The 25137-nt window shown below is 63.5% G+C and carries 22 protein-coding genes and 1 tRNA gene; 13 read left to right on the top strand and 10 right to left on the bottom strand.

Annotation, left to right across the window (positions count from 1 at the left end; translation table 11 throughout):
• The first annotated feature begins 17 nt into the window (after window positions 1-17).
• Genes NLY36_RS20005 through NLY36_RS19985 form a run of 5 tightly spaced genes read left to right on the top strand, consistent with a single transcriptional unit; the run spans window position 18 to window position 5215 of the window.
• Window positions 18-1559, top strand: coding sequence for a sugar ABC transporter ATP-binding protein (locus NLY36_RS20005; RefSeq protein WP_023736115.1), 1542 nt, complete (start codon window positions 18-20; stop codon window positions 1557-1559).
• The gene (locus NLY36_RS20000; RefSeq protein WP_023736116.1) at window positions 1556-2533 is read left to right on the top strand and encodes an ABC transporter permease; all 978 of its coding nucleotides are present in this window, start codon (window positions 1556-1558) and stop codon (window positions 2531-2533) included. Before NLY36_RS20005 ends, NLY36_RS20000 begins: the two co-directional genes overlap by 4 nt.
• Window positions 2530-3525: an ABC transporter permease gene (locus NLY36_RS19995; protein WP_023736117.1), complete on the top strand. Its 996-nt coding sequence runs from the start codon at window positions 2530-2532 to the stop codon at window positions 3523-3525. Before NLY36_RS20000 ends, NLY36_RS19995 begins: the two co-directional genes overlap by 4 nt.
• Window positions 3525-3842: an L-rhamnose mutarotase gene (gene rhaM / locus NLY36_RS19990; RefSeq protein WP_023736118.1), complete on the top strand. Its 318-nt coding sequence runs from the start codon at window positions 3525-3527 to the stop codon at window positions 3840-3842. Before NLY36_RS19995 ends, rhaM begins: the two co-directional genes overlap by 1 nt.
• Window positions 3839-5215, top strand: a complete 1377-nt coding sequence (locus NLY36_RS19985) for an FGGY-family carbohydrate kinase (RefSeq protein WP_023736119.1) — start codon at window positions 3839-3841, stop codon at window positions 5213-5215. The genes rhaM and NLY36_RS19985 overlap by 4 nt, the downstream gene beginning before the upstream one ends.
• On the opposite strand, the gene NLY36_RS19980 is transcribed toward NLY36_RS19985, so the two are convergent.
• On the bottom strand, window positions 5216-7042 hold the full coding sequence (locus NLY36_RS19980; RefSeq protein ID WP_023736120.1) for an alanine racemase: 1827 nt from the start codon (window positions 7040-7042) through the stop codon (window positions 5216-5218).
• Window positions 7043-7188: 146 nt separating this feature from the next.
• On the opposite strand from NLY36_RS19980, the gene NLY36_RS19975 reads away from it, so the two are divergent.
• On the top strand, window positions 7189-7398 hold the full coding sequence (locus NLY36_RS19975) for a hypothetical protein (RefSeq protein WP_031203497.1): 210 nt from the start codon (window positions 7189-7191) through the stop codon (window positions 7396-7398).
• 7 nt (window positions 7399-7405) lie between these two features.
• On the opposite strand, the gene NLY36_RS19970 is transcribed toward NLY36_RS19975, so the two are convergent.
• Together NLY36_RS19970 and galE are read right to left on the bottom strand one after the other, a co-directional pair.
• Window positions 7406-8656, bottom strand: a complete 1251-nt coding sequence (locus NLY36_RS19970; RefSeq protein ID WP_023736121.1) for a D-amino acid dehydrogenase — start codon at window positions 8654-8656, stop codon at window positions 7406-7408.
• A 97-nt stretch (window positions 8657-8753) separates the two neighbouring features.
• On the bottom strand, window positions 8754-9749 hold the full coding sequence (gene galE / locus NLY36_RS19965; protein WP_023669652.1) for a UDP-glucose 4-epimerase GalE: 996 nt from the start codon (window positions 9747-9749) through the stop codon (window positions 8754-8756).
• Between the two features lie 279 nt (window positions 9750-10028).
• On the opposite strand from galE, the gene hemA reads away from it, so the two are divergent.
• Window positions 10029-11306 carry a 5-aminolevulinate synthase gene (hemA, locus tag NLY36_RS19960; protein ID WP_023736122.1) on the top strand — a complete coding sequence of 426 codons (1278 nt, stop codon included), beginning with the start codon at window positions 10029-10031 and terminating at the stop codon, window positions 11304-11306.
• Between the two features lie 18 nt (window positions 11307-11324).
• On the opposite strand, the gene NLY36_RS19955 is transcribed toward hemA, so the two are convergent.
• Window positions 11325-12491 carry a pyridoxal phosphate-dependent aminotransferase gene (locus NLY36_RS19955; RefSeq protein WP_023736123.1) on the bottom strand — a complete coding sequence of 389 codons (1167 nt, stop codon included), beginning with the start codon at window positions 12489-12491 and terminating at the stop codon, window positions 11325-11327.
• Window positions 12492-12649: 158 nt separating this feature from the next.
• Window positions 12650-13069 (bottom strand): large conductance mechanosensitive channel protein MscL, encoded by a 420-nt coding sequence (gene mscL / locus NLY36_RS19950; RefSeq protein WP_023681933.1) that lies wholly within the window; start codon window positions 13067-13069, stop codon window positions 12650-12652.
• 251 nt (window positions 13070-13320) lie between these two features.
• Here mscL and NLY36_RS19945 point away from each other — a divergent pair, with 251 nt between their 5' ends.
• Window positions 13321-16803: a hybrid sensor histidine kinase/response regulator gene (locus NLY36_RS19945; protein ID WP_023736124.1), complete on the top strand. Its 3483-nt coding sequence runs from the start codon at window positions 13321-13323 to the stop codon at window positions 16801-16803.
• Window positions 16804-16869: 66 nt separating this feature from the next.
• Here NLY36_RS19945 and NLY36_RS19940 read toward each other — a convergent pair whose 3' ends face one another.
• Entirely contained in the window at window positions 16870-17529 is a 660-nt protein-coding gene (locus tag NLY36_RS19940; protein WP_023703427.1) for a response regulator transcription factor, read from the bottom strand.
• Between the two features lie 117 nt (window positions 17530-17646).
• Window positions 17647-18075: a hypothetical protein gene (locus tag NLY36_RS19935; protein ID WP_023726826.1), complete on the bottom strand. Its 429-nt coding sequence runs from the start codon at window positions 18073-18075 to the stop codon at window positions 17647-17649.
• Window positions 18076-18180: 105 nt separating this feature from the next.
• Between NLY36_RS19935 and NLY36_RS19930 the strand changes: the two genes are divergently transcribed.
• Both NLY36_RS19930 and NLY36_RS19925 read left to right on the top strand, forming a co-directional pair.
• Window positions 18181-18531 carry a DUF952 domain-containing protein gene (locus tag NLY36_RS19930; RefSeq protein ID WP_023669645.1) on the top strand — a complete coding sequence of 117 codons (351 nt, stop codon included), beginning with the start codon at window positions 18181-18183 and terminating at the stop codon, window positions 18529-18531.
• Entirely contained in the window at window positions 18528-19598 is a 1071-nt protein-coding gene (locus NLY36_RS19925) for a quinone-dependent dihydroorotate dehydrogenase (protein WP_023736125.1), read from the top strand. The genes NLY36_RS19930 and NLY36_RS19925 overlap by 4 nt, the downstream gene beginning before the upstream one ends.
• On the opposite strand, the gene NLY36_RS19920 is transcribed toward NLY36_RS19925, so the two are convergent.
• Window positions 19595-20932: an MATE family efflux transporter gene (locus NLY36_RS19920; RefSeq protein WP_023696686.1), complete on the bottom strand. Its 1338-nt coding sequence runs from the start codon at window positions 20930-20932 to the stop codon at window positions 19595-19597. The two genes, NLY36_RS19925 and NLY36_RS19920, sit on opposite strands and share 4 nt — an antisense overlap.
• A 217-nt stretch (window positions 20933-21149) precedes the next feature.
• Here NLY36_RS19920 and NLY36_RS19915 point away from each other — a divergent pair, with 217 nt between their 5' ends.
• On the top strand, window positions 21150-22052 hold the full coding sequence (locus NLY36_RS19915; protein ID WP_023696687.1) for a histone deacetylase family protein: 903 nt from the start codon (window positions 21150-21152) through the stop codon (window positions 22050-22052).
• Between the two features lie 67 nt (window positions 22053-22119).
• Here NLY36_RS19915 and NLY36_RS19910 read toward each other — a convergent pair whose 3' ends face one another.
• Window positions 22120-22383: a DUF6460 domain-containing protein gene (locus tag NLY36_RS19910; RefSeq protein WP_023696688.1), complete on the bottom strand. Its 264-nt coding sequence runs from the start codon at window positions 22381-22383 to the stop codon at window positions 22120-22122.
• 180 nt (window positions 22384-22563) lie between these two features.
• Here NLY36_RS19910 and NLY36_RS19905 point away from each other — a divergent pair.
• Window positions 22564-22637: transfer RNA gene (locus NLY36_RS19905), tRNA-Gly, on the top strand.
• Between the two features lie 4 nt (window positions 22638-22641).
• On the opposite strand, the gene NLY36_RS19900 is transcribed toward NLY36_RS19905, so the two are convergent.
• Window positions 22642-23649, bottom strand: a complete 1008-nt coding sequence (locus NLY36_RS19900; RefSeq protein WP_023681942.1) for a LysR family transcriptional regulator — start codon at window positions 23647-23649, stop codon at window positions 22642-22644.
• A 294-nt stretch (window positions 23650-23943) separates the two neighbouring features.
• Here NLY36_RS19900 and chvE point away from each other — a divergent pair, with 294 nt between their 5' ends.
• The gene (chvE, locus tag NLY36_RS19895; protein ID WP_023681943.1) at window positions 23944-25014 is read left to right on the top strand and encodes a multiple monosaccharide ABC transporter substrate-binding protein; all 1071 of its coding nucleotides are present in this window, start codon (window positions 23944-23946) and stop codon (window positions 25012-25014) included.
• The last annotated feature ends 123 nt before the right edge of the window (window positions 25015-25137 follow it).

Here is a 25137-nt window from a genome sequence, read left to right as displayed (position 1 = left end):
CAGGGCTTGATACGGATATGGACACGACAGCCCAGCACGGCATTGCGAAGGAGGAGCCCACGGGTCCTGCCCCGCGCCTGACGCTGTCCGGCGTCTCCAAAAGCTTTCCCGGCGTGCGCGCGCTGCACAATGTCAGCCTGTCGCTTTACCCCGGCCAGGTTACGGCGCTGATCGGTGAAAACGGCGCCGGCAAGTCGACGCTGGTCAAGATCATGACCGGCATCTACCAGCCGGACGCCGGCACGATCAGCATTGACGGCCAGGCCGTCACTTTGCCCAGCGCGCATGCCGCCTTCGGCCACGGCGTCACCGCCATTCATCAGGAAACCGTGCTGTTCGACGATCTGAGCGTCGCCGAAAACATTTTTCTCGGCCATGCGCCGCGCACGCGGCTAGGCACCATCGACTGGCGCACCATGCGAAAACACGCGCGCGAAGTGCTCGACACCATGCATGCCGGCCATATCGACGCCGATGCGCGGCTGAAAGACCTCGGCATCGCCAACAAGCATCTGGTAGCGGTTGCTCGCGCGATGTCGATCGATGCGCAGATCGTTATCATGGATGAGCCGACCGCAGCCCTTTCAATGAAGGAGATCGAGGAGCTTTTCCTGCTGATCGAATTCCTCAAGGAGGAAGGCAAGGCGATCCTGTTCATCAGCCACAAGTTCGACGAGATCTATCGGATCGCCGATCGCTACACCGTGTTCCGCGACGGCGAGATGGTTGGCGAGGGCCTTATCAAGGATACCGGCCAGAGCCAGATCGTGCGGATGATGGTCGGCCGCTCGGTCGATCACATCTTTCCGCAACGCAAGGCCGAGATCGGCGCGCCGGTGCTGTCGGTCGCTGGCCTTTCGCACCCGACCGAATTCAACGACATCGGCTTCGAACTGCACAAGGGCGAGATCCTCGGTTTCTACGGCCTTGTCGGCGCCGGGCGGTCAGAGGTGATGCAGGCGATATCGGGCATCACCCGTATATCGGGTGGAACGATCACGCTGGAAGGCAAGACGATCACGCCGAAATCGGCGGCGGATTCCATCGAAGCCGGCATCGTCTACGTGCCGGAGGAACGCGGCAAGCAGGGCGTGGTGATCGGCCTGCCGATCTTCCAAAACGTCTCGCTTCCCTCGCTCAAGCGCACCTCCAAATCCGGCCTGCTGCGATTGTCGGACGAATTCGCGCTCGCCCGCTCCTACACCGAGCGGCTTGACCTCAGGGCCTCCTCGCTCAGCCAGGATGTCGGCACGCTGTCGGGCGGCAACCAGCAGAAGATCGTCATCGCCAAATGGCTGGCGACAGCGCCCAAGGTGATCATCCTGGACGAGCCGACCAAGGGCATCGACATCGGCTCCAAGGCCGCCGTGCACGGCTTCATGGCGGAGCTCGTCGCGCAGGGCCTGTCGGTGATCATGGTGTCGTCGGAACTGCCCGAGATTCTCGGCATGTCCGACCGCGTCGTCGTCATGCGCGAAGGGCTGGTCGCGGCGGTCTACGACAATAAGGGGCTGGATGCCGAGACGCTGGTCCGCACGGCAGCGGGGATCGCCGCATGAAGGCTTTGCTGAAATACCGTGAAGTCTGGCTGGCTGTGGCGATCGTCGTGCTGATCGCTCTGATCTCGACGCGCTTCCCCGCCTTCGCCGACCCCGACAATCTGCGCCAGGTGTTCAACGACACCTCTATCCTGATGATCCTGGCGTTGGGACAGATGGTGGTCATCCTGACCCGCTCGATCGACCTGTCGATGGCATCCAACCTGTGCTTCACCGGCATGGTGGTGGCGATGCTGAACGCCGCGCATCCGGCGATCCCCATCCCGCTGCTGATCGTCATCGCGCTCGCCGTCGGGCTGGTGCTCGGCGCCATCAACGGCCTCTTGGTGTGGCGGCTGAACATCCCCTCGATCGTGGTGACACTGGGCACGCTGACCATCTATCGCGGCGCCACCTTCGTCCTTTCCGGCGGCGCCTGGGTCAATGCCGACAAGATGAGCCCGGAGTTCATCGGCTTCCAGCGTGCCGCCTTCCTCGGCATCCCGGTCCTGTCCTGGATCGCCATCCTGGTCATCGCGCTGTTCTTCGTCGTGATGACGCGCACCGCGCTCGGCCGCTCGATCTACGCCATCGGCGTCAACCCGACGGCGTCGGTCTATGCCGGCATCGATGTCGGCCGGACGAAATTCATCGTCTTCTGCATCTCCGGCATGATCGGCGGTCTCTCAGGCTATCTCTGGATCTCGCGTTACGTCATCGCCTCGGTCGAGGTCGCCAACGGCTATGAGCTCAACATCATCGCCGCCTGCGTCATCGGCGGCATCTCGATCGCCGGCGGTATCGGCTCGGTCGGCGGCGCGATGTTAGGAGCGCTGTTTCTCGGCATCATTTCCAACGCACTTCCGGTCATCAACATATCGCCCTTCTGGCAGATGGCGATTTCGGGCAGCGCCATCATCCTGGCCGTCGTGCTCAACGCACGCGGCGAACGCCAGCAGGGCCGCATCATCCTGCGGAAAGCGGAGACGGCATGAGCGACATTCCCGCCCCGCGCCACATTCCCGACCGGCTCGACAAGCCGCTCCGCTCTGCGATCTTTTCCTGGGAGGCACTGCTGGTCGTGGTGGCCGTCGGCATCTTCGCCATCAACAGCTTCGCCTCGCCCTATTTCCTCGACGCCTACTCGCTGTCGGACCTGACCTTCAATTTCACCGAAAAGGGCCTGATCGCTTTTGCCATGGCGTTGCTGATCATTTCGGGCGAGATCGATCTCTCTGTCGCCGCCATCATCGCACTCGCCTCGACTATGATGGGCATGGCGGTGCAGGCCGGCGCCGGGACGCCAGTGCTGGTGGCGATCGGCATCGTCGTCGGGCTCGGCTGCGGCGCCTTCAACGGGTTGCTGGTGACAAGGCTTGGCCTGCCCTCCATCGTCGTCACCATCGGTACGATGAGCCTGTTTCGCGGCATCGCCTTCATCATCCTCGGCGACCAGGCCTACAAGGGTTACCCCGAGAACTTCGCCTTCTTCGGCCAGGGCTATGTCTGGTGGGTGGTGTCGTTCGAGCTGGTGCTGTTCCTCATAGCGGCCACCGTCTACTGGTTCCTCCTGCATCGCACCAGTTTCGGCCGCCGTGTCTTTGCCATCGGCAACAATCCTGTCGCGGCACAGTTTTCCGGCGTTCGTGTCGGCCGCATCAAATTCATCCTGTTTTGCCTGACCGGGCTGATGGCGGGCATCGCCTCGGTGCTGATCACCTCGCGGCTCGGCTCGACGCGGCCGTCGATCGCACAGGGCTACGAGCTGGAAGTCATCACCATGGTGGTGCTCGGTGGCGTCAGCATTCTGGGCGGCTCCGGCAGCATTGTCGGTGTCGTGCTCGCCGCCTTCATCATGGGACTGGTGACCTTCGGGCTTGGCCTGCTCAACGTTCCCGGCATCGTCATGTCGATCTTCATCGGCTTGCTGCTGATCGTCGTCATCGCACTGCCGATCGTCTGGCGGCGGCTGCGTGGTAGCAGCTGATGCCTGAGAAATACGCGTTCAAGATGAAGCTCAAACCCGGCATGAAGGCCGAGTACAAGAAGCGTCATGACGAAATCTGGCCGCCTCTGGCCGCACTACTGAAACAGGCCGGCGTCTCCGATTATTCCATCCATCTCGATGAAGAGACCAACATGCTGTTCGGCGTGCTGTGGCGGCGGGACGATCACGGCATGGCCGACCTGCCGAGCCATCCGGTGATGCAGCGCTGGTGGGCTCACATGGCCGACATCATGGAAACGAAGCCCGACAACGAGCCGGTGGCCATACCGCTGGAAACAATGTTCCATATGGCATGAACGTGCTTCGCCATATCGCCGTCATCGACATCGGCAAGACCAACGCCAAGGTGGCGCTGGTCGATCTCACGACGTTGAGCGAGGTCGCACTGCGCCGGATGGCCAATGCCCCGCTGCGGCAGCCGCCCTACCCGCATCACGATGTCGAGTCGCTGTGGAGGTTCATCCTCAACAGCCTTGCCAGCCTCAACCGCGAACAGCGTATCGAAGCGATTTCGATCACCACGCATGGTGCGACCGGCGTGCTGGTCGACGCAGCGGGCGAACTGGTGCTGCCTGTCCTCGACTATGAGTTCGACGGCCCCGACAGGCTGGCTACAGAGTATAGTGCGATCCGTCCGCCCTTCATTGAGACTGGGACGCCGCGCCTGCCGCTCGGCCTCAATCTCGGTGCGCAATTCTTCTGGCTTGAGAAGCGTTTTCACACCGAATTCGCCAGGGCCGCCGCGATGCTGATGTATCCGCAATACTGGGCGCTGCGCCTGACCGGCGTTGCCGCCAACGAGGTGACCTCGCTCGGCTGCCACACCGATCTGTGGAGCCCTTGGGAGGCGGACTTTTCCTCGATGGTCGACAGCCTGAATTGGCGCAGCCTGATGGCGCCGGTGCGGCCGGCCAGGGACCAGCTCGGCCCGATCCTGCCGGCGCTTGCCGCGCGCACCGGGCTCGATCCGCAGACCCCGGTATTCTGTGGCCTGCACGATTCCAACGCCTCCCTATTGCCGCATCTTCTGTCCGACGAGCCGCCCTTCTCGGTCGTCTCGACCGGCACCTGGGTGGTATCGATGGCGGTCGGCGGCAGAGAGATTGCGCTCGATGCTGCGCGCGACACGCTGGTCAATGTCAGCGCGCTTGGCGCTCCCGTCCCCTCGGCGCGGTTCATGGGTGGCCGCGAGTTTTCCCAGCTGACCAAGGACAAGCCGCAGGACTGCAGCGGCAGCGAGGTGCTGGCCGTTCTGACCGGAAAAATGCTGCTTTTACCTTCTACGCAGCAGGGATCGGGACCGTTCCCGCACCATGCCGCGGAATGGCTTGATGCCGACGGCATCAGCAAAGGCGAGCGGTTCGCCGCCATTTCCTTCTATCTGGCACTGATGACGGCGACCTGCCTCGAGCTGATCGGCGCCGACGGCCCGACCACCGTGGAAGGACCGTTTGCTCGCAACCGGCTCTTTGTCGGCATGCTGGCGGCAGCGACCGCGCGCATCGTCATCGCCTCCGAGGCGGCCACCGGCACCAGCATCGGCGCGGCACTGCTCGCATCCGATCAGCCAGTGACGCACGGCAAGGGCGAAAGAATTGAGCCGCAGACCGACCCGGTCTGGGCGGCCTATGTCACCGCGTGGCGCGCGGCAGTCGACGCGCAAGGCTGATCACAAAATCCGCTTCCCAAAGGCCGACATGACGAAGTTGACGGCGCCGGCGCCGATCCGCGGCTCCAGACCGGCGGTCAGCCCGGAAACATCCATCGACAGCAGACCGCCGGACAGCGAGATCGCCTCCATTGCCTGATGCGTCTCGCGCACCGTCAGCCCGCCCGAGCCCGCAGCCCAGCCGGTAAATTCGGTCGCCGTCGGCGAATAGCTGACGTGAAAGCCCTGCGTGCCCGACGTCGCGATGCGGATCGCCTCATGCATGAGGTCGCGCATGCCCATGGCGTCGATGTCGGTCATGGTGAAGGCCGAGACACGCGAATCCTTGAGCACCCTTGCCTCCGCCGGATCGGCATGGCGCAGGCCCACGATGACGACATTTTCCGGCGACAGCTGCGGCTGCAGCGCGCCGGGCTTGTGATCGAGACCGAGCGCGCGGGCCAGCACCGAGACTTCAGGCATGTCTTCGGCCTCCTCGTCCTCGGGCATCAGGGCGGCGAGGGAATCGATCCAGATCAGGCCAAAGGAATGCGTCGCCCGCGCCGTTGCGGTCAGCGCCTTGTGGGCGATACGGCGATCTGCGCCGGCGGCGAGACGGACGAGGCCCGAGGGCGGCCGCTCGACGTCGGCGAGTTCGACCACGTCGAAATTCATTGCCTCCAGCCGCGCGCCGGTTCCCTCGCGGGCGATAATCCCGCCGGCTTCCGGTTCGGCCGAGATCGACACCATCTTGCGGCCGGAGAAATCCGCGACGTCGTGCATCGGCGCCTTCTCGACATATTCCGAGGTCATCGCCAGAAGCATGGCGCCATAATTCATGCGGAAGGCGACACGGTCGCCGACGGTAGGTCGCGGATCGGCATCCTGCACATCGAGCAGCAGATGGTCGCTGGAAGCGCCGAGCACCCTCACCCCTTTGGCGATCGGCGTCAGCCCTTCGACCAGCACGTCCTCGCGGCCTATATTGGCGATGGCGCGCAGCCGGTCGCCCTCGTCGGCGAAGACCGGCTGGTTGCCGAAGGCGTCGTAGCCGGATGTGCCGATCGGCCGCGAAGGCTTGAGTTTGACCTCGATGATGTCGCTGGTCAGCCGGCAGGCATCGGGTTCGAGTTCGGGCCACGGCACGTCGCGAAAGGTTTCGACACCGCCTTGCAGGATCGCCTCGCCCACGCGCAGATTGTTGATGCCGGGCGGCAGCTTGCCTTCGAGCAGCAGCGTCAGCGATGACGAGGCGCCGCCGGAAATGAAGTCGAGGCTTTTGCCGGACAGGCGCTCGGTTTTGTAGGCATGGGCGACGAGTTGGCCAAGGTTCTCCGGCGTCGGCATTATGGCGCCGAAGCAGCCGAGATTGGTGCCGATGCCGGCGATGCGCACGCCCTTGAATTGTAGGATCTGCTCGACGGTGGGGATCAGGTCGCTTGGCCAGATGCCTTCGCGGAGATCGCCGAGATCGATCATCAGCATGATATCGTGGACGCGGCCCATGCGCTCGGCAATGCGCGATATCTCGCGGATGGTGGTTAGTTCCGACTGCAGGCTGATGTCGACGGTGCGCACGACCTCCTCTACGCGCGCCATGGGCGGGCTGCGCAGCAGCATGACCGGCGCATTGATGCCGCTGTCGCGCAGCCGGCGGATGTTTTCGAAGCGCGATTCCGCGATGCCGGCAACACCGCCGCGCAGCATGGCCCGCGCCACTTGCGGCATGCCGCATGTGCCCTTCGTAACTCCGAACACCTTGATGCCGGACAGCGCGCAGCGCTCGACGATGGTGCGGGCGTTGCGCTCGATGCGGCCAAGGTCGATAGCGACTTGCGGTCCCGACATTTCGTCACTCAGGGTTTGTAGAATCTGTCAGCCAGATGCATCTTCCAGATCGTCGTACGATATTTGTCAAACTTTGCGCAGTGACGGCCTCAATGTTGGAAACCAGAGCAATTGTATGTGGGCACGTCTTTCGATCGGAGAGGCCGGTGACGCTGGTCGTTCATCATTTCGATGGTGAGTGGCAACTGACCTGCGGCGAACATGATCATCCCGCGGACTGTGGAGATTTCGAAGTTATCGGTCTCGGCCATTTGACCTCCAGGCAGGAAAACTTGGCACAGATTGGCCAGCTTGAGCGCGGATGGCTTGCCGAATGGGTGCACGGCGAATGGACTCGATGCCAACACGACGACTAGAGCTCCCTCAGTTCCCGTAGACCAGCCCTTGCGGGTCGATCTCCGGCTTGCGGCCGGCGACGAGGTCGGCCAGGAACTTGCCCGAGCCGCAGGCCATGGTCCAGCCGACATGGCCGTGGCCGGTGTCGAGGTAAAGGTTCTTGTATTTCGCCTTGCCGATGACCGGCACCGAGTTGGGCATCATCGGCCGCAGACCTGACCACAACAGCGCCTTCTTCTCGTCGAAAGCGCCAGGGAAAAGGTCTTTGCCGGTGCTCAGCATAGACTTGAAGTCGCTGGGCTTGAAGCTGCGGTCGAAGCCGGTGAACTCGGCTGTCGAGGACATGCGCAGGCGGTTTCCGAGCCTGGAGTAACCAACCAGCCGGTCCTCGTCGGCGCCGCCCATGGTCGGTCCCTTGCTCTCGTCCTCCAGCGGGATGGTCGCGCTATAGCCTTTAACCGGATAGACGGGCAGGTCGATACCGTAGCGGCGGCCGATCAGGCCGCTCTCGGGGCCCATGGCGATGACGACGGCGTCGCCCGTCACCGGGCCGGCCGACGTCATGACCGCACGCACCCGATCGCCCTCTATGTCGAGCCCCTCGACCGTGGTGTCGAACAGGAATCTGACGCCGAGCTTTTCGGCGGCATAGGCGGCCAGCCCATCGACGAATATCCTGGAATCGCCGGTCTGGTCGATTGGCGAATAAACGCCGCCGGCGATCTTTTCCTTCACTCCGGCGAGCCCGGGCTCAAGTTCGACCAGCCGGTCGCGGCCGACGATCTCGATCGGCAGGCCATGCTTCGCCAGAAACTGGTAGTTGTCGGTGCCGGTGTCGAGACTGTGCTGCGAGCGGAAGAAATAAAGAATGCCCTTCTTGCGCTCGTCATAGTGGATGCCGGTGGCGTCGGAGAGCGCGTTGATGCAGTCGCGCGAATAGAGCGCCAGGCGCAGTTTGACCTGGCTGTTGGCGCGCAGGCGCTCCACCGTGCACTGGCGCAGGAAGCGCAGGCTCCAGGCGAGGAAATAGGGGTCGAAGCGCAGCCTGACCTTGATGCCGAGATCATGGTTCCAGAGAGCGCGCAGGAAGGTCTTCAGCGCCGCTGGCGAGGCCCAGGCGGTGGCGTCGCCCGGCGACACCAGACCGGCATTGGACTGGCTGGTGCCGCGCGCCGGCGCCGGATGGCGCTCGATCACGGTGACCTCATGGCCGTCGGCGGCCAGATAATAGGCGGCCGCGGTACCGACAACGCCGGCTCCAAGCACCGTTATCTTCATGCCACCCCCTCTTCGCGGCACAGCGCCTCCACGCCGCACCGCCATTGCTTCAATAGCGCTTCGCCGCGGGCCTTGCGAGCCCTCGGAAGTGCCCGGCTCAGCCCCGCGCGGAGTTCTTGCCGGTGAGGATACGCTCCCAGGCGAGTGCATCGGCGACGATCTGGTCGAGGTCGTCGCGTTGCGGGGTCCAGCCGAGTTCGGCGCGTGCAAGGTCCGAATTGGCAACCACGGCGGCGGCGTCGCCGGGGCGCCGGTCGCCCATCTTGACCTCGAAATCCCGGCCGAAGGCGCGCCGCACGCTGTCGATGACCTCGAGCACCGAATAGCCGTGGCTGTAGCCGCAATTGGCGACGAGGCTGCCGCCGCCGGCGCGCAGGCGCTGCAGCGCCAGCCTGTGGGCCGCGGCCAGGTCGCTGACATGGATATAATCGCGCATGCAGGTGCCGTCCGGCGTCGGATAATCGGTGCCGAACACCTGCATGAATGGGCGTTTGCCGAGCGCGGTCTCGCAGGCGACCTTGATCAGATGCGTGGCGCCAGGCGTCGACTGCCCCGTCCGGCCCCTGGGATCGGCGCCGGCGACGTTGAAGTAGCGAAGCGCCGTGTAGCGCAAGGGATGCGCAAGCGCTGCATCGCGCAGCATCCATTCGCTCATCAGCTTGGACAGGCCGTAGGGCGATTCCGGCGCCAGGCGGGCATCCTCGCGCACCGGCTCCAGGCCGGCGCCGCCATAGACGGCGGCGGTCGAGGAGAAAATGAAATGCGGCACGCCCTCGCGCACGGCGGTTTCGATCAGCGTGCGGGTCTTGGAGGTGTTGTTCTCGTAATAGGCGAGCGGATCGGCAACCGATTCCGGCACCACGATGGAACCGGCGAAGTGGATGATCGCGTCGACCTTGTTATCCCGGATGATCTGGCCGACCAATTCCCTATCGGCGACATCGCCGACGACAAGCTTGGCTTCCGGCGCTACCGCCCATTCGAAGCCCGTGGAAAGGCGGTCGAGAACGACGACGCTCTCGCCGGCATCCAGCAGTTCCCAGACCATGTGGCTGCCGATATAGCCGGCGCCGCCCGTTACCAAAACCGTCATCCGCGTCCTCTTTTACTCATGATTTATCGGAAACTGTCTCAATCACCGCCTTACTGGAAAGCCTGCGGCAAGGCCATTAGAAACGCCTGAATGTTAAATCCGTAACAGTCTCACCGGCCTGTGGCATCGTACGGAAACAAAATTGATCCACATCAAGGGAATAGGCCACGATCTGGCATCGTTAGGAACAGGCTTGGGGCGTGGCATTTTGACCAAAACGGCCCGGTGGACGACGAATGGGCCAACGATTATGATCCCGCGCAAAACTGGGAAGGCGACATGAACTATCAGCGGTTCTTCGAGGAAGCGATCGACCAGCTCCACGCCGAGCGGCGCTACCGGGTTTTCGCCGATCTCGAGCGCATTGTCGGCAAGTTTCCGCGCGCCATCTGGCGTTCCAACGGCCGCGCCGAGGAAATCACCGTCTGGTGCTCCAACGACTATCTCGGCATGGGCCAGAACCCCGATGTCATCGCCGCTTTCCAGAACGCGGCCGGCAAGATGGGTTCGGGCGCCGGCGGCACCCGCAACATTTCCGGCACCTCGAACCCGTTGGTCGAACTCGAGCTGGAACTGGCCGACCTGCACGACAAGGAAGCCGCGCTCGTCTTCACCTCCGGCTTCGTCTCCAACGAGGCCTCGATCTCGACCATTGCGCGGCTTTTGCCCAATTGCCTGATCATTTCGGACGAGCTCAACCATGCCTCGATGATCGAAGGCGTACGGCGCTCGGGCGCCGAAAAGAAGATTTTCCGCCACAACGACGTCGCGCATCTCGAAAGCCTGTTGCAGGTGGCGGGCCGCGAACGCGCCAAGCTGATCGTGTTCGAGAGCGTCTATTCGATGGATGGCGACATCGCGCCGATCAAGCAGATCGTCGAACTGGCCGAACGCTACAACGCCATGACCTATATTGACGAGGTCCATGCCGTCGGCATGTACGGACCGCGCGGCGGCGGCATCACCGAGCGCGAGGGGCTGGCCGACCGCATCGACATCATCGAAGGCACGCTGGCCAAGGCGTTCGGCACGCTGGGCGGCTATATCGCCGGCAACAGCGCCGTCATCGACGCGGTGCGCTCCTATGCGCCGGGCTTCATCTTCACCACGGCGCTGCCGCCGGCCGTCGCCGCCGCCGCCACCACGTCCATCCGCCACCTCAAGCGGTCGCAAGCCGAGCGCGATGCGCAACAGCGCCAGGCGTCGCGGACCAAGGAGGTTCTGTCTGCAGCTGGCCTGCCGGTGATGGAATCGCCGACACACATCGTGCCGGTGCTGGTCGGTGACCCCGAACTCTGCAAGATGGCCAGCGACCGTCTGCTCGGCGTGCACGGCATCTACATCCAGCCGATCAACTATCCGACCGTGCCGCGCGGCACCGAGCGGCTGCGCATCACGCCGACGCCGTTCCATACCGATACCCTGATTGCGGGACTGCAGGACGCGCTGGTCGAGACATGGGATGCGCTGGGCATTCCCTACGGCTCCGCCGGACGGCCCAGTGTCGCCAAGAGCGACCGGATTGTGCCGCTGCTGGTGCCGAAGTCGGGCGGCTGAAGCCGCCGGCCATTCACCTCAAACCGTCCTCATCCATCCCGCCAGCCGGTGTGCCGCTTCCTCGAGTTGGTCGAGGCGGCGGTGGAAGCACAGGCGCAAAAACGCCTCTCCGCCAGGGCCGAAGGCGGTGCCCGGCGCCAGGCCGACATTGGCCTTGTCGACGATGTCGAAAGCAGCCCGGCGCGGATCGGTGATGCCGTCGACCGTGAAAAACAAATAGAACGCGCCTTGCGGCACGGTGAAGCGCGCTTTGCCGGTTGCGCCGAGAATATCGCAGACCAGGTCGCGCGCTTTCCTGGCGCGCTCCACCTGCTCGACGATGAAGGCATCACCGTGGTCCAGCGCCGCGACGGCGCCGCGCTGCATGAACTGGGCGACGCCTGAGGTCGAATACTGGATCAGGTTCTCGAACACCTGCTGCAGCTCGGGATGGGTCTTGATCCAGCCGACGCGCCAGCCGGTCATCGCCCAGTTCTTGGAAAAGGAGTTGACGAACAGGATGCGGTCTTCCGCGGTCGAAATGTCGAGGAAGGACGGCGCACGGCCGTGGCCGTAGTGGAACAGCGAATAGATCTCGTCGGCGATGATCCACAGGCCCTTTTGGCGGGCGAGATTCAGGATCGCCTGCAGCGTTTCCTTATCGGCCGTCCAGCCGGTGGGGTTCGATGGCGTGTTGACGAACAGCGCCTTGGTGCGCGGCGTCACCGCAGCCGCAATCTTGTCGACATCGCAGGACCAGCCATTGCCCGACTGGTCGAGCGTGACCGCAACCGGGGTAGCGCCGGAAATACCGGCGGCGGCGGCGAAATTCGGCCAGGCCGGGGAGAGATAGACCACCTCGTCGCCGCTGCCGGCGACCGCGGCTAATGCCAACTGAATGGCATGCATGCCGGAACCGGTGGCGATGAATTCCTCTTCGGCGAAGCTCTTGCCGAAATGCCTGGCATAGTAGCGAGAAAGCGCTTGCCTCAACTCCGGAATGCCTTTCTGCCAGGTATAGAATGTCTCGCCATTGGCGAGCCCCTTGGCGGCGGCTTCCGAAATGAAGGCAGGCGTCGGCAAATCGCCTTCACCGGCCCAGAGCGGGATCATGCCCTCGCGCGAACGGCCGTAATTGACGACGGCGACAATGCCGCTTTCGGGGGCGGCCACCGCTTCGGCGCGCAAGCTATCGATCAGGGTCATGAACAGGTCCGTTTTGATGTCTGCTTTGATGCATGTCATTATCCAGAACCGCTGCGCACTTGTGGGCGACATGCATTGGCGGATGCTCTTAGCAGATGCGGCAACAGAAAACCCCGGCCGCGAACGACCGGGGTTTTGGTCCAGAAATCTGGCCTTATCTATTTCCTGGCGAGGAGATCGCGAATTTCGGTGAGCAAAGCGACGTCGGCCGGTGGCGGAGCCGCAGGTGCGGCCGGCTTCTCCCGCTCGAGCCGCTTGCGCATGTTGTTCACGGCCTTGACCATCAGGAAGATGATGAAAGCCAGGATGACGAAATTCAGCGCCACGGTGATAAAATTGCCGTAGGCGAACACCGCGCCTTCCTTACGCGCGTCGGCAAGATTGGTCGAATGCACTGTTGATGAGAGGCCTATGAAGTAGTTGGAAAAGTCGACGCCACCAAGTGCGCCGATGAAAGGCATGATGATGTCGTTGACAAGAGAATCGACGATCTTGCTGAAGGCCGCGCCGATGATGACGCCGACCGCAAGGTCCATCACATTTCCTTTGGAAATGAATTCCTGGAATTCTTTCAGCATTCGACCCTCCTTGTCGTGACGGACCGCGCTGCCGCCGTCCCTCCGGCGTCGGCCCGTGCGCACCATAACAAAAACCTGCGGTTGCAACAGAAGCAAAAGCTGGAAAACACCGCTTTCTCCTTACCTTGGTTCACGGTTCGACAGGGCAGCGTCGCGACCATGCGCCGAAAGCCGCGATGGACTTGACCTTAGAGCTGTGATTGCCTCTGGGCAGGCCGGGGTGAAAGCTGGCCGAGGAGGATTTTCGGGCCGTGCAGGGCTGGTTCATCGTCATCATTGCCGTCGCCTATGTGACGCTGCTGTTCGCCATCGCTAGCCTTGGCGACCGGCGGTCGACGGCGTCGGGACCCGGCCACGCCCGGCCCTTCATCTATGCACTCAGCCTCGCCATCTACTGCACCTCCTGGACCTTCTTCGGCTCGGTCGGCCTGTCCTCCGAGCGCGGCCTCGAATTTCTCGGCATCTATACCGGCCCGGTGCTGGTGTTCGTGTTCGGCTTTCCGCTGCTCAATCGCATCGTGCGGCTGGCCAAGAGCGAGAAGATCACCTCGATCGCCGACTTCCTCGGCGCCCGCTATGGCAAGAGCTTTGCCGTCTCGGCGATCGCCACGCTGATCGCCACCATCGGCGCGGTGCCCTATATCGCACTGCAATTGAAGGCGATCTCCGGTTCGGTCGGCCTGATGGTCGAGCATTATACGGGATCGCCGCCCTCCTTCGATCCCTTCGTCAGCGACATCTCGCTGGTGGTGGCCATGCTCTTGGCGCTGTTTGCGGTGCTGTTCGGCACCCGCCATGCCGACGCCACCGAGCACCAGGACGGGCTGGTGCTGGCGGTGGCGGTCGAAACCGTGGTCAAGCTCGCCGCCTTCCTGGCGATCGGCCTGATGGTCACCTTCCTGATCTTCGGCGGCCCGGGCGACATGATCGACAAGCTGGCCGAAAACAGCCAGGTGCGGCAGGCCATGGGCTACGACACCTCGCTCGCCACCTGGCTGGTGCTGACTTGCCTGAGCGGCTTTGCCATCATCATGCTGCCGCGCCAGTTCTACGTCACCATCGTCGAGAACCGCGGCGAGGCCGAACTGCGCACCGCGACCTGGGTGTTCCCGCTCTATCTCGTGGCGATAAACCTGTTCGTGCTGCCGATCGCCTTCGCCGGCCTGGCGCTGGTCGGCACCAAAACCACCAGTGACCTCTATGTGCTGGCGCTGCCCTTGTTCGGCGGCCATGATTTCCTCGCCATGGCCGCCTTCATCGGTGGGCTGTCGGCGGCGACCGCCATGGTGATCGTCGAAAGCGTGGCGCTGTCGATCATGATCTCCAACGACCTCGTCATCCCGCTGTTCGTGCGCCGCCTGCTCAAGACCACGACCTCTGAGAATGAGGATTGGTCGACGCTGATCCTCAACGTGCGGCGCGGCGCCATCTTCATCCTGTTGTTCATCGCCTTCCTCTACTACCGCGAAAGCACCAACTCGGCGCGGCTGTCGTCGATCGGCCTGATGTCGTTCGCGGCAATCGCCCAATTCGCGCCGGCGCTGATCGGCGGGCTGATCTGGCGCGGCGCCAATGGCCGCGGCGCGGCCCTTGGCATGGTCGCCGGCATCCTCGTCTGGGGCTATACGCTGCTTTTGCCGTCGCTCTCGGCAGCCGACGCGGACATCGTCGTGCAGGGGTTGTTCGGTTTCGAGGCGCTGCGGCCGCAGGCTCTGTTCGGCACCGTCGCCGAACCGTTGAACCACGGCGTGCTCTGGAGCCTGTCGGTCAACACGCTGTTCTTCGTGCTCGGCTCGCTGTCGCGCGCGTCAGTACCGCTGGAGCGTATCCAGGCGTCGATCTTCGTGCCGCGCGAATCCGGCCCGATGCCCAGCCTGCGCCGCTTCCGCACCGCCATCACCGTCAACGTGCTGAAAGACACCATCTCGCGCTACCTCGGCGTCGAGCGCACCGAGCGCTCCTTCCAGTCCTTCGAAAAGAGCACTGGCGTCTCGCTGCACGGCAATGAGCAGGCCAGCATGGATGTCATCCGCTTTTCCGAGCAGCTGCTGGCGAGCGCTGTCGGCTCGTCTTCGGCGCGGCTGATCCTGTCGCTGCTGTTTCGCCGCAACGACCGCGAGTCCAAGGACGCCTTCCGCCTGCTCGATGACGCCACCGAAGCGCTGCAGCACAATCGCGACCTGTTGCAGATCGCGCTCGACCAGATGGAACAGGGCATTACCGTCTTCGACCGCGATTTCCGCCTGATCTGCTGGAACAGACAATATCGCGCGCTGTTCGACCTGCCCGACGAGATGGGCCAGGTCGGCGTCTCGCTCGACCGCATCCTGCGCCACCTCGCCGAGCGCGGCGATATCCCGGCCGACCAGCGCGTGGCGATGCTCAACCGGCTGACCAGCTTCGTCAGCCCATGGCAGATGGAGTTGACGACCAGTGGCCGAATCCTCGAACTGCGTTCCAACCCGATGCCGGACGGTGGCATCGTTGCCACCTATGCCGACATATCAGGACGCGTCGAACAGGATTTGGCGCTGAAGCGGGCCAATGAATCGCTGGAGCAGCGGGTCAAGACGCGTACCATCGAACTGACTAGGGTCAATGAGGAGCTGGCGCAGGCGCAGATGCTGGCCGAGGAGGCCAATCTGGGCAAGACGCGCTTCCTCGCCGCCGCCGGCCACGACATCCTGCAGCCGCTGAACGCCGCCCGGCTCTACTGCTCGTCGCTGATCGAAAAGGCCGGCAAGGGCCCGGCCGGCAAGGCCGCTATCAACATCGAATCCTCGCTGGAATCGGTCGAGACGATCCTGGGCGCCGTGCTCGACATTTCCCGCCTCGACGCCGGCGCGATGAAACCGGACGACAGCGCCTTCCGCCTGGACGGGCTGCTGCGCCAGATCGGCAATGATTTTCAGCCGCTCGCCGCCGAAAAGAAACTCGATCTGACGATCATAGCCTCGTCGCTCAGCGTGATGACGGACCGCAACCTACTGCGCCGGCTGATCCAGAATCTGGTCTCCAACGCCATCAAATACACCCCCCATGGCCGCATCCTGGTCGGCGTGCGACGGCGCGGCGAACTCGCCGAAATCCAGGTGATCGACACTGGCATCGGCATTGCCGGCGACAAGCTGAACACGGTCTTCAACGAGTTCACCCGGCTGGACGAAGGCGTGCGCGAAGCCGAAGGTCTCGGCCTTGGCCTGTCCATCGTCGACCGCATCGCGCGGGTACTGCGGCTCGAGATCCAGATCTTTTCCAACCCGGGCAAGGGTACGCGCTTTTCCGTTATCCTGCCGGTTGCGGCGGTTGAGGCGCCGCGGCGCGAGGTCGAGCCGAAGGCGCCTGCCCGCACCGCGAATTCGCTGGCCGGCCTGCGCGTCATGTGCATCGACAACGACCCTCGCATTCTCGATGGCATGCGGCTTTTGCTCGAAGGCTGGGGCTGCAGCGTCGGCACGTTTTCGGGTTCGGAGGATTTTGGCAGGGCCGATCGTCCCGACATCGTGCTTGCCGACTATCATCTCGATGGCAGAAGCGGCCTCGACATCATCGCGCGCCTGCGTGACATCCATGGTTCGGACCTGCCGGCCGTGCTGGTCACCGCCGACCGCTCCACCGAGGTCCGTGCCGCTGCCGCCGCCATTGACGTGCCGGTGATCAACAAGCCGCTGAAGCCGGCCGTGCTACGCTCGATGATGGCCAGGGTCAGGCCGCTGGCGTCGGCGGCCGAGTAGAGTCCTATCTCTTTGTTTTTGCGCAATTCCCAAGGGAAAGCGCTACGCACTTTTCCTGGAATAGCTTTAGCCTGCTGGCTGCAACGGATCGCTGCCGATCTTGGACAGCTGGATCACCGCCTGGGTGCGGCTGTCGACGCCGAGTTTCTGCAGGATGGCCGAGACATGCGCCTTGACCGTCGCTTCGGAGACGCTGAGTTCGTAGGCGATCTGCTTGTTGAGCAGGCCTTCGGCCAGCATGCCGAGGACACGCGTCTGCTGCGGCGTCAGCGCCTGCAGCCGCTTGATCAGGTCGGATATTTCGGGGTCGCGCTCGACGCCGAGGTCGATGCCGACGGGCGCGGCGATATCGCCGGCCAGCACCGTCTGCACGGCGCCGCGGATCTCCTCCATGCTGGCCGATTTGGAGATGAAGCCGGATGCGCCGAGATCGAGCGCGCGCCGGATGGTCACCGGGTCGTCGTGGGCCGACACCACCACCAGCGGCACCGCCGGGTGGATGCCGCGCAGCGCGATCAGACCGGACAGGCCGCTGGCGCCCGGCATCGACAGGTCGAGCAGCACCAGGTCGACATCCTCATTGGCCACGACCAGGGCCTTGGCACTTTCGAAATCGCCGGCCTCGTGAATGGCGGCGACATCGCCGACGCCGGCAAGCGCCTCTTTCAAGGCGCCGCGGAACAGCGGATGGTCGTCGGCAATGACGAAGGTGTAGCCCGACGGCAAATGTTCCTCCCCAAATCCCTTATTGATTATCGGCTTTTACGGGACCGGACGATTATGCGGCGAAGCGCTTTGTTTCAAGCGGCAATGGCCGGACGGGGCATTTCCCCGCCGGGCAGTTCAGGTCTTTTTCGAATTGAGATTGGCGCCGTCATCCTTGTCCATCTCCTTGACGATGCCCATGAAGCCACGCAGCATGCGCTCCATATAGCTCATCGTCTTGTCGAAATCCTCTTCGCTCGGCAATTTCGACTCGAGACGGGCCGACAGCGAATTCTCCAACCTAGCGACGCGTTCGTCCATGGCCTTCATCGAGGCCTGCAAACGCTCGACCTCGTCCTGGAAGGCGGCGCGTTCGTCGGCCGCCATCTTGCAGACGAGCTGGCCGGAGCGCTCCTCGCAGATCGACATGGCGCCGGTCCGGGTGTCCATGCGGACATAGCCGTTGGCCGATTTTTCCAGCCGGTAGCGGTCGGTCTCTTCGGACCAGGCCGATGCCGCAACCAGCGAGACCAGTGCGGCGGGGATCAGTATGTGCTGCAGACGCATGTTCCATCCTCCACGAGCCAGTATGCGCAACCTATCACAGCTTTGCGCCGTAAATGCGGACGAGTTGCCCTTCCCCGCATGATCGGTTCGGATTATAGCGCAACCATGTCTCAGATTATCTACAAGATCGCGCCCGAAGCGCTTTGGCGCGAGGCCGAGAAAAACGGCCGTTTCACCGGCGCTCCGATCGATATCGCCGACGGCTTCATCCATTTCTCCACCGCTGATCAGGTCAGGGAGACGGCGGCGAAGCATTTCGCCGGCCAGATGGATTTGCTGCTGATCGCCATCGACGGGGCGCTGCTCGGTGACGCGCTGAAATACGAGGTCTCGCGGGGCGGCGCGCTGTTCCCGCATCTCTATGGCGTGCTCGATATGAGCGCCGTGCTGTGGGTGCGGCCACTGCCGCTCGGGGCCGACGGCGCCCATCAATTCCCGGCGCTGGAGGCCGAATGATCGTGTTCGATCGCATCGGCCAGAAACTGCTGTTCACCTTCGATCCGGAAACGGCGCATGGCATGTCGATCGCGGCGCTGCGATGCGGTCTGCCGGTCGGCGCGCGGACGGTGCGCGACGACAGGTTGAAGCTCAGCCTCTGTGGCATCGCCTTCCCCAATCCGCTCGGCATGGCCGCAGGCTACGACAAGAACGCCGAGGTGCCCGACGCGCTGCTTGGCCTCGGCTTCGGCTTTGCCGAAGTCGGCACCGTGACGCCGCTGCCGCAGGCCGGCAATCCGAAGCCGCGCATTTTCCGGCTGACTGAGGATGATGCGGTGATCAACCGCCTGGGCTTCAACAATGAGGGCCACGAGGCGGCGGAAAAACGCCTTGCCGCGCGCCAGGGACGCGGCGGCATTGTCGGCGTCAACATCGGCGCCAACAAGGACAGCGCCGATCGTGTCCGTGACTATGAGTTGGGCGTTTCCCGTTTTGCGAAATACGCCAGCTATCTCACCGTCAACATCTCGTCGCCCAACACGCCCGGCCTGCGCACCATGCAGGCGCGCGAACAGCTCGGCGAACTGTTGTCTCGGGTCATGTCGGTGCGTGCAGCAGCTTCGGCGCAGCCGCCCCTCTTCCTCAAGATCGCGCCCGATCTGGTCGAGGCCGAGCTTGAAGACATCGCCGCCGAAGTCAGCGAGAAGCAGATTGACGGCGTCATCGTCTCCAACACGACGCTGGCGCGAACCGGATTGCGTAGCGCCACCAGCGAGACCGGCGGGCTCTCCGGCAAACCGCTGTTCGAGCTTTCGACCATCGTGCTGGCCAAGATGCGCAAATTGCTCGGGCCGGAGCGCGCCATTATCGGCGTCGGCGGCGTCGATTCGGCCGAGAACGCGCTGGAGAAAATCCGCGCCGGCGCCGATCTCGTCCAGCTCTACACCGGCATGATCTATGCCGGGCCGGCGCTGCCGGGGCGCATCCTTGCCGGGATGGTGCGATTTGCCGACAAGGAGCGGCTGAAATCATTGCGCGAACTGCGCGACAGCCGGCTCGATCAGTGGGCTGCCAGGCCGCTCTAAAACGCCGTGCGCAACCGGAGCCGCAGGATGGCCAGCAGGCTGAAGCCGCGCACCAGCAGGAAAACGTGCAGCGCCGCCCACAGGCCGTGATTGCCGAGAGACGGCGCCAAGCTGAACAATGCGGCGCTGAAGGCCAGGAACGACACCAGCATCATGTTGCGCATGTCGCGCGACCAGGTAGCGCCGATGAAGACGCCGTCCATCTGGAAGGCCAGCACGCCGCTCAGCGGTGTCAGTGCCGCCCACGGCAGATAGATGTCGGCAACAGCACGAACATCCGGCGACGTGGTGATCAACGAAATCAGGCCGGCGCCGCCGAGCCAGAAGATCAGCGTGGCGGTTCCGGCGAGGCCGAACCCCCAGAATAAGGTCAGACGTACCGCCCGGCGGAACGCCGTCTCGGCACGTGCGCCGATCGCGCGTCCCGCCAACTGTTCGGCCGCGGTGGCGAAACCGTCGAGAAAATAGCCGGCGACGAGGAAGAAGTTCATCAGCACGGCATTGGCGGCCAGCGTCAGCGTGCCGAACTGCGCGCCCTGGCGGGTGAACAGCGCGAAAGCGGCGAGCAGCGAGAACGAGCGGATCATGATATCGCGGTTGAGCGACAGCATGCGCAGGAAAGCGGGCATGTCGAGCAGGCGATGCCGCGGCAGGCGGGGTGCGGCCCGGAAGCGCCAGACAACGATGGCGAGACCCAGCAGCATGGCCAGACATTCGCCGGTGACGGTCGCCCAGGCCACGCCGGCGACGCCCCAGCCAAGCTTCAGGCCGAGCAGGATGCAAAGCACGATGTTGATGCCGTTGAGCACCGCCTGCAGCATCAGCCCAAGCCCGCCCTCGCCGCGTCCAAGGACATAGCCGAGGATGGCGTAGTTGATCAGCGTGAAGGGGGCGGCGAGCATTCTGATGTGGATATAGACGCCCATCGCCTCGCCGACGCGCGCTTCGCCGCCGATGAATTTCTGGCCGGCGATGGCAATCAGCGGCGCAAGGACGACAAGCACGATGCCGGCGGCGACCGCGATCAGCACGGCGCGCCAGAACACCGCCTGCTCCTCCAGTTCGTCGCCGCGCCCAAACGCCTGGGCGACGAGGCCGGTGGTACCGGAGCGCAGGAAATTGAAGGTGCTGAAGACCACGTCGAAGACCAGCGCCCCGGCCGCCAGGCCGCCGAGCAGGGCGGCATCGCCGAACTGCCCGACCACCGCCGTGTCGACGATGCCGAGCAGCGGCGTCGTCAGATAGGCGAGCGTCATCGGCACGGCGATGGCGAGCACCGAACGGTTGGTGACGGCGAAGGGTCTCGCGTCGGCTGGGATTGCACCCGTGTCCAGGGGACTGCTGCCTTGCTGATTGCGGCTTGATCGAACAGCCGATGTGCCCCATTTTCCGGCCACCGCGCAATCACTCTTGCCGTGACGGCCAACCGAAATGTTCTTCTGGCGCGAGCCCGCCGGATCCGAGTACTGGTTTTAAGCAATTCCCAAGGGGAAGCGCTACGCGCTTCTCCCGGGAAAACCGCTGCACACTTTTCCTGGAATTGCTTTAGCCATGCCCCTGCAGATCGTCCATCATCCCGACTACGATGCCGGCTTCGCCGTCAATCATCGCTTTCCGATGAGCAAATATCCGCTGCTGATGCAGGCCTTGCATATCAGGGGTCTGATCCATGCGGGGGCGCTGTCGATGCCCGAGCCGGCGCCGGCCTCCTGGCTGAAGCTCGCCCATGCGGCTGATTATGTCGACCAGGTCATCACGTGTTCAGTGCCTGAAAAGATCGAGCGCGAGATCGGCTTTCCCGTGGGACCGCGCGTTTCGCTCAGGGCGCAACTCGCCGCCGGTGGTACGGTGCTGGCGGCGCGACTGGCGCTTATCAATGGCATTGCCTGCAACAGCGCCGGCGGCAGCCACCATGCGCGGCGTGCGCAAGGCGCGGGCTTCTGCACTTTCAACGATGTCGCCGTCGCTTCGCTGGTGCTGCTAGCCGAAGGTTCCGCCCAAAACATCCTGATAGTCGATCTCGATGTGCATCAGGGCGACGGCACCGCGGACATCCTGAAAGACGAGCCACGCGCGTTCACCTTTTCCATGCATGGCGAGCGCAATTATCCGGTGCGCAAGATTGCCTCCGATCTCGACGTTGCCCTGCCGGACGGCACCGGCGATGGCGCCTATCTCGAACGGCTGGGTGTCCTCCTGCCGGAGCTCTCGGCCAAGGCGCACTGGGACATCGTCTTCTACAATGCCGGTGTCGACGTGCATGCCGAGGACCGGCTCGGCCGGCTATCGCTCAGCGATGACGGCGTGCGTGCCCGCGACGCCATGGTGATCGGTCATTTCCGCGCGCTGGGCATCCCGGTCTGCGGTGTCATCGGCGGCGGCTATTCGACCGATGTCGCAGCGCTCGCGGCGCGCCACGCCATCCTGTTCGAGGTGGCGTCGGACTTTGCCTGAGTGGCCTTTGGTTTGAGCACAATCTTTTCCGAAAACCGGTTTCCACTTTTCGGGATCGTGGTCCGCTTCACTTCCGGTAGTTCGCGAGCCTGAGCAGGATGAACACCGGCACGACGATCGCGGCGCCGAGCAGGATATAGCCCAAGAAGCGATAGACCGCGTTGAAGCCGAGGTTCCAAAGATCGATGAAGAAACCCTGGATGCGGTAGAAGACGTCCATCGGCGTCCAGCCGAACGCATTCATGACCAGGCCGACCAGGAACGACACGACCAGCAGCTTGACGATCACCCTGACGGGCGAGTCACCGAGAAAGCGCGTCACTGTGGACAAGGGGCCTGCCTCCAGATTGGTGTGCCCGGATTCGGGGTACAAACCCACGAATACGCACTTGCTGCGCCCGCATCAAGGCGGGCGGACGGCGCAATCGGTCGGGTTTCCAACAGCCGTTTCCGAACAGCTGTCCAAGGGCGATTGCCCGAAGCACGCCCGTCATGATATCGAGAGGCCGACGCGGGTATGATGTAATGGTAGCTTGTCAGCTTCCCAAGCTGAACGCGAGGGTTCGATTCCCTCTACCCGCTCCAGTTCCTATCCCACTTCCCGCAAGATAAAATCGTGCAGCATCTTGGCTGCCGGCGACAGCACGCGGTTCTTCACCGTGATCAGGCTGTAGGGGCGGACCTCGATGTCGAACTCGGTCTGGACGACATCGATGGCGCCGGCGAGACCGTCGGGGTTCTGGATGAATTTTGCCACCTGGATCGACACCGGGGCGATGGCGTCGGACTGCGCCACCATGACCAGTGTGAGCAGCAGCGACGAGGTGTTGAGGATGCGGTCCGGCAGGGCGATGTTGCGGTTCAGGAAATTGCTCTCCATCGCCTGGCGCAGCGGCGACCCGCCCGACTGGAACACCCAGTCAAAGGCGGCGGTGTCCTCCAGCCTCACCGCCTTCCCATTGTTTAGAGGATGGCCGTTGCTCAGCGGGTGGCCTCGGCGCACGATCAGGCAGGCCTTCTCGACGCCGATGACGCGCGATTCGAACAGGCGCGGATTGAGGTCTTCGGGGACACGGGCGATGATGAAATCATGGCGCGTGGCGATCAGTTCGCGCGCCAGCACATTCGACGTCTCGACCTGCATGGTAATCTCGATGCGCGGATAAAGGCGGCGTATCTCGCGGATCGCCGGGACCGCCAGTTCGATCGCCGGCGCCGTCACCGCGCCAAGGAACACCGAGCCGCCCTTGCCGGCCTTGAGCTCCGATATTTCGCGGTCGGCCTCGCGCATTTCGAGCAGGATCGAGCGCGCGCGCCGCGCCAGCGCCTTGCCGTAAGGGGTGAGCGTGATGCCGCGCGGCAGCCTTTCGCACAGCTTGACCTCAAGCACCGCTTCCATCTCGGAAATCATGCGCGAGGCCGCCGGCTGCGAGATGTTCATCACCTGGGCGGCCGCGCTCACCCGACCGTGATCGTCCAGCGCTGCGATCATGCGCATGTGACGCAGGCTCAAGCCACTGCGCAGAAGTGTCTCGCCATCGCCCGGCAATTCATCGTAACCGCTTGAAATTCCCTGAGGACCTCGTAAAGCCGCCATGCCTTTTCCCGCTTCCGCCACTGTTCCAGCCCGGTCTAGTCATATACCGGTTTTGGTATAGCAACCACCGAAGATCGCATTTGACAGTTATGGCAAAGGGTCACACTTTCGCGCGTCCTCAAGACTTGACGGTCGATGACGAGCAAAATCGTATCGATTTAAATCAAGACTGAGGGCCGATTGGGAGGATACCGGAGATCGATTATGACGGCGGCGGCGCTTTGGCGCATCCGCCCGACTGCGCGGCCCGCGAAGCCCCGAGGTGTCGCGTCCATCAACCAGGGAGAGTTTTACGTGAAAATCATCAAGACACTGGCCGCCGTCGCGGCCCTTGGCATCGCTGCCATGACCTACTCGGCGCACGCAGCCGACAAGGGTCTTGTCGGCGTGCTGATGCCGACCAAGACCTCGCAGCGCTGGATCAATGACGGCGATGCCGTCAAGTCCCAGCTCGAAGCTCTCGGCTACACGGTCGACCTGCAGTACGCGCAGGACGACATCCCCAACCAGCTCAGCCAGCTGGAAAACGAAATCACCAAAGGCCCGAAGGCGCTGATCATCGCTTCGATCGACGGCACCACCCTTTCGGACGCGCTGCAGAAGGCCGCCGACGCCGGCGTCGTCGTCGTCGCCTATGACCGCCTGATCAAGAAGACCGCCAATGTCGATTACTACACCACCTTCGACAATTTCGGCGTCGGCGTGATCCAGGCGAACTCGCTGGTCAAGGGTCTCAAGGAGCGCTTCCCGAACACCAAGCCGTGGAACGTCGAACTGTTCGGCGGCTCGCCGGACGACAACAACGCATTCTTCTTCTACAACGGCGCAATCTCGGTGCTGCAGCCGCTGATCGATGACGGCTCGATCAAGATCAAGTCCGGCCAGACCGGCATGGACAAGGTCGGCACGCTGCGCTGGCTCGCCGCCACCGCCCAGGCGCGCATGGACAACCTGCTGTCGGCCAACTACTCGGACGGCAGCCGCGTCGATGGCGTTCTTTCGCCCTATGACGGCCTGTCGCGCGGCATCACCGCTTCGCTGCGCGCCGTGGGTTACGGCACCGACGCCCAGCCGTGGCCGATCGTGACCGGCCAGGACGCCGAGACTGCTTCGGTCAAGCTGATCATCACGGGCGAGCAATACTCGACCGTGTTCAAGGACACCCGCGAACTGGCCAAGGCCACCGTCGAACTCGTCGACAAGGTGCTCTCGGGCGGCAAGCCGGACGGCCTCGATGAAAAGACCTACAACAACGACGTCAAGGTCGTCCCCTCGATCCTTTTGACGCCGCATGAGGTCGACAAGTCGAACTACCAGGCACTGGTCGTCGACTCCGGCTACATCAAGGCCGACGAACTGAAGTAATCCGTTTATAAAGACAGGGGTCCTGCGCGACGCAGGACCCCTGTCCGTTCACAAGCGACCCCGGTATTGTTTCTACCGGACTTAGTTTGCGTGCATGTCGTTGTCTCAAACCGCAAGCACTTT

This window comes from Mesorhizobium sp. C399B (assembly GCF_030323185.1).
Lineage (GTDB): Bacteria > Pseudomonadota > Alphaproteobacteria > Rhizobiales > Rhizobiaceae > Mesorhizobium.
This window is presented reverse-complemented; position numbering and strand designations above follow the sequence as displayed.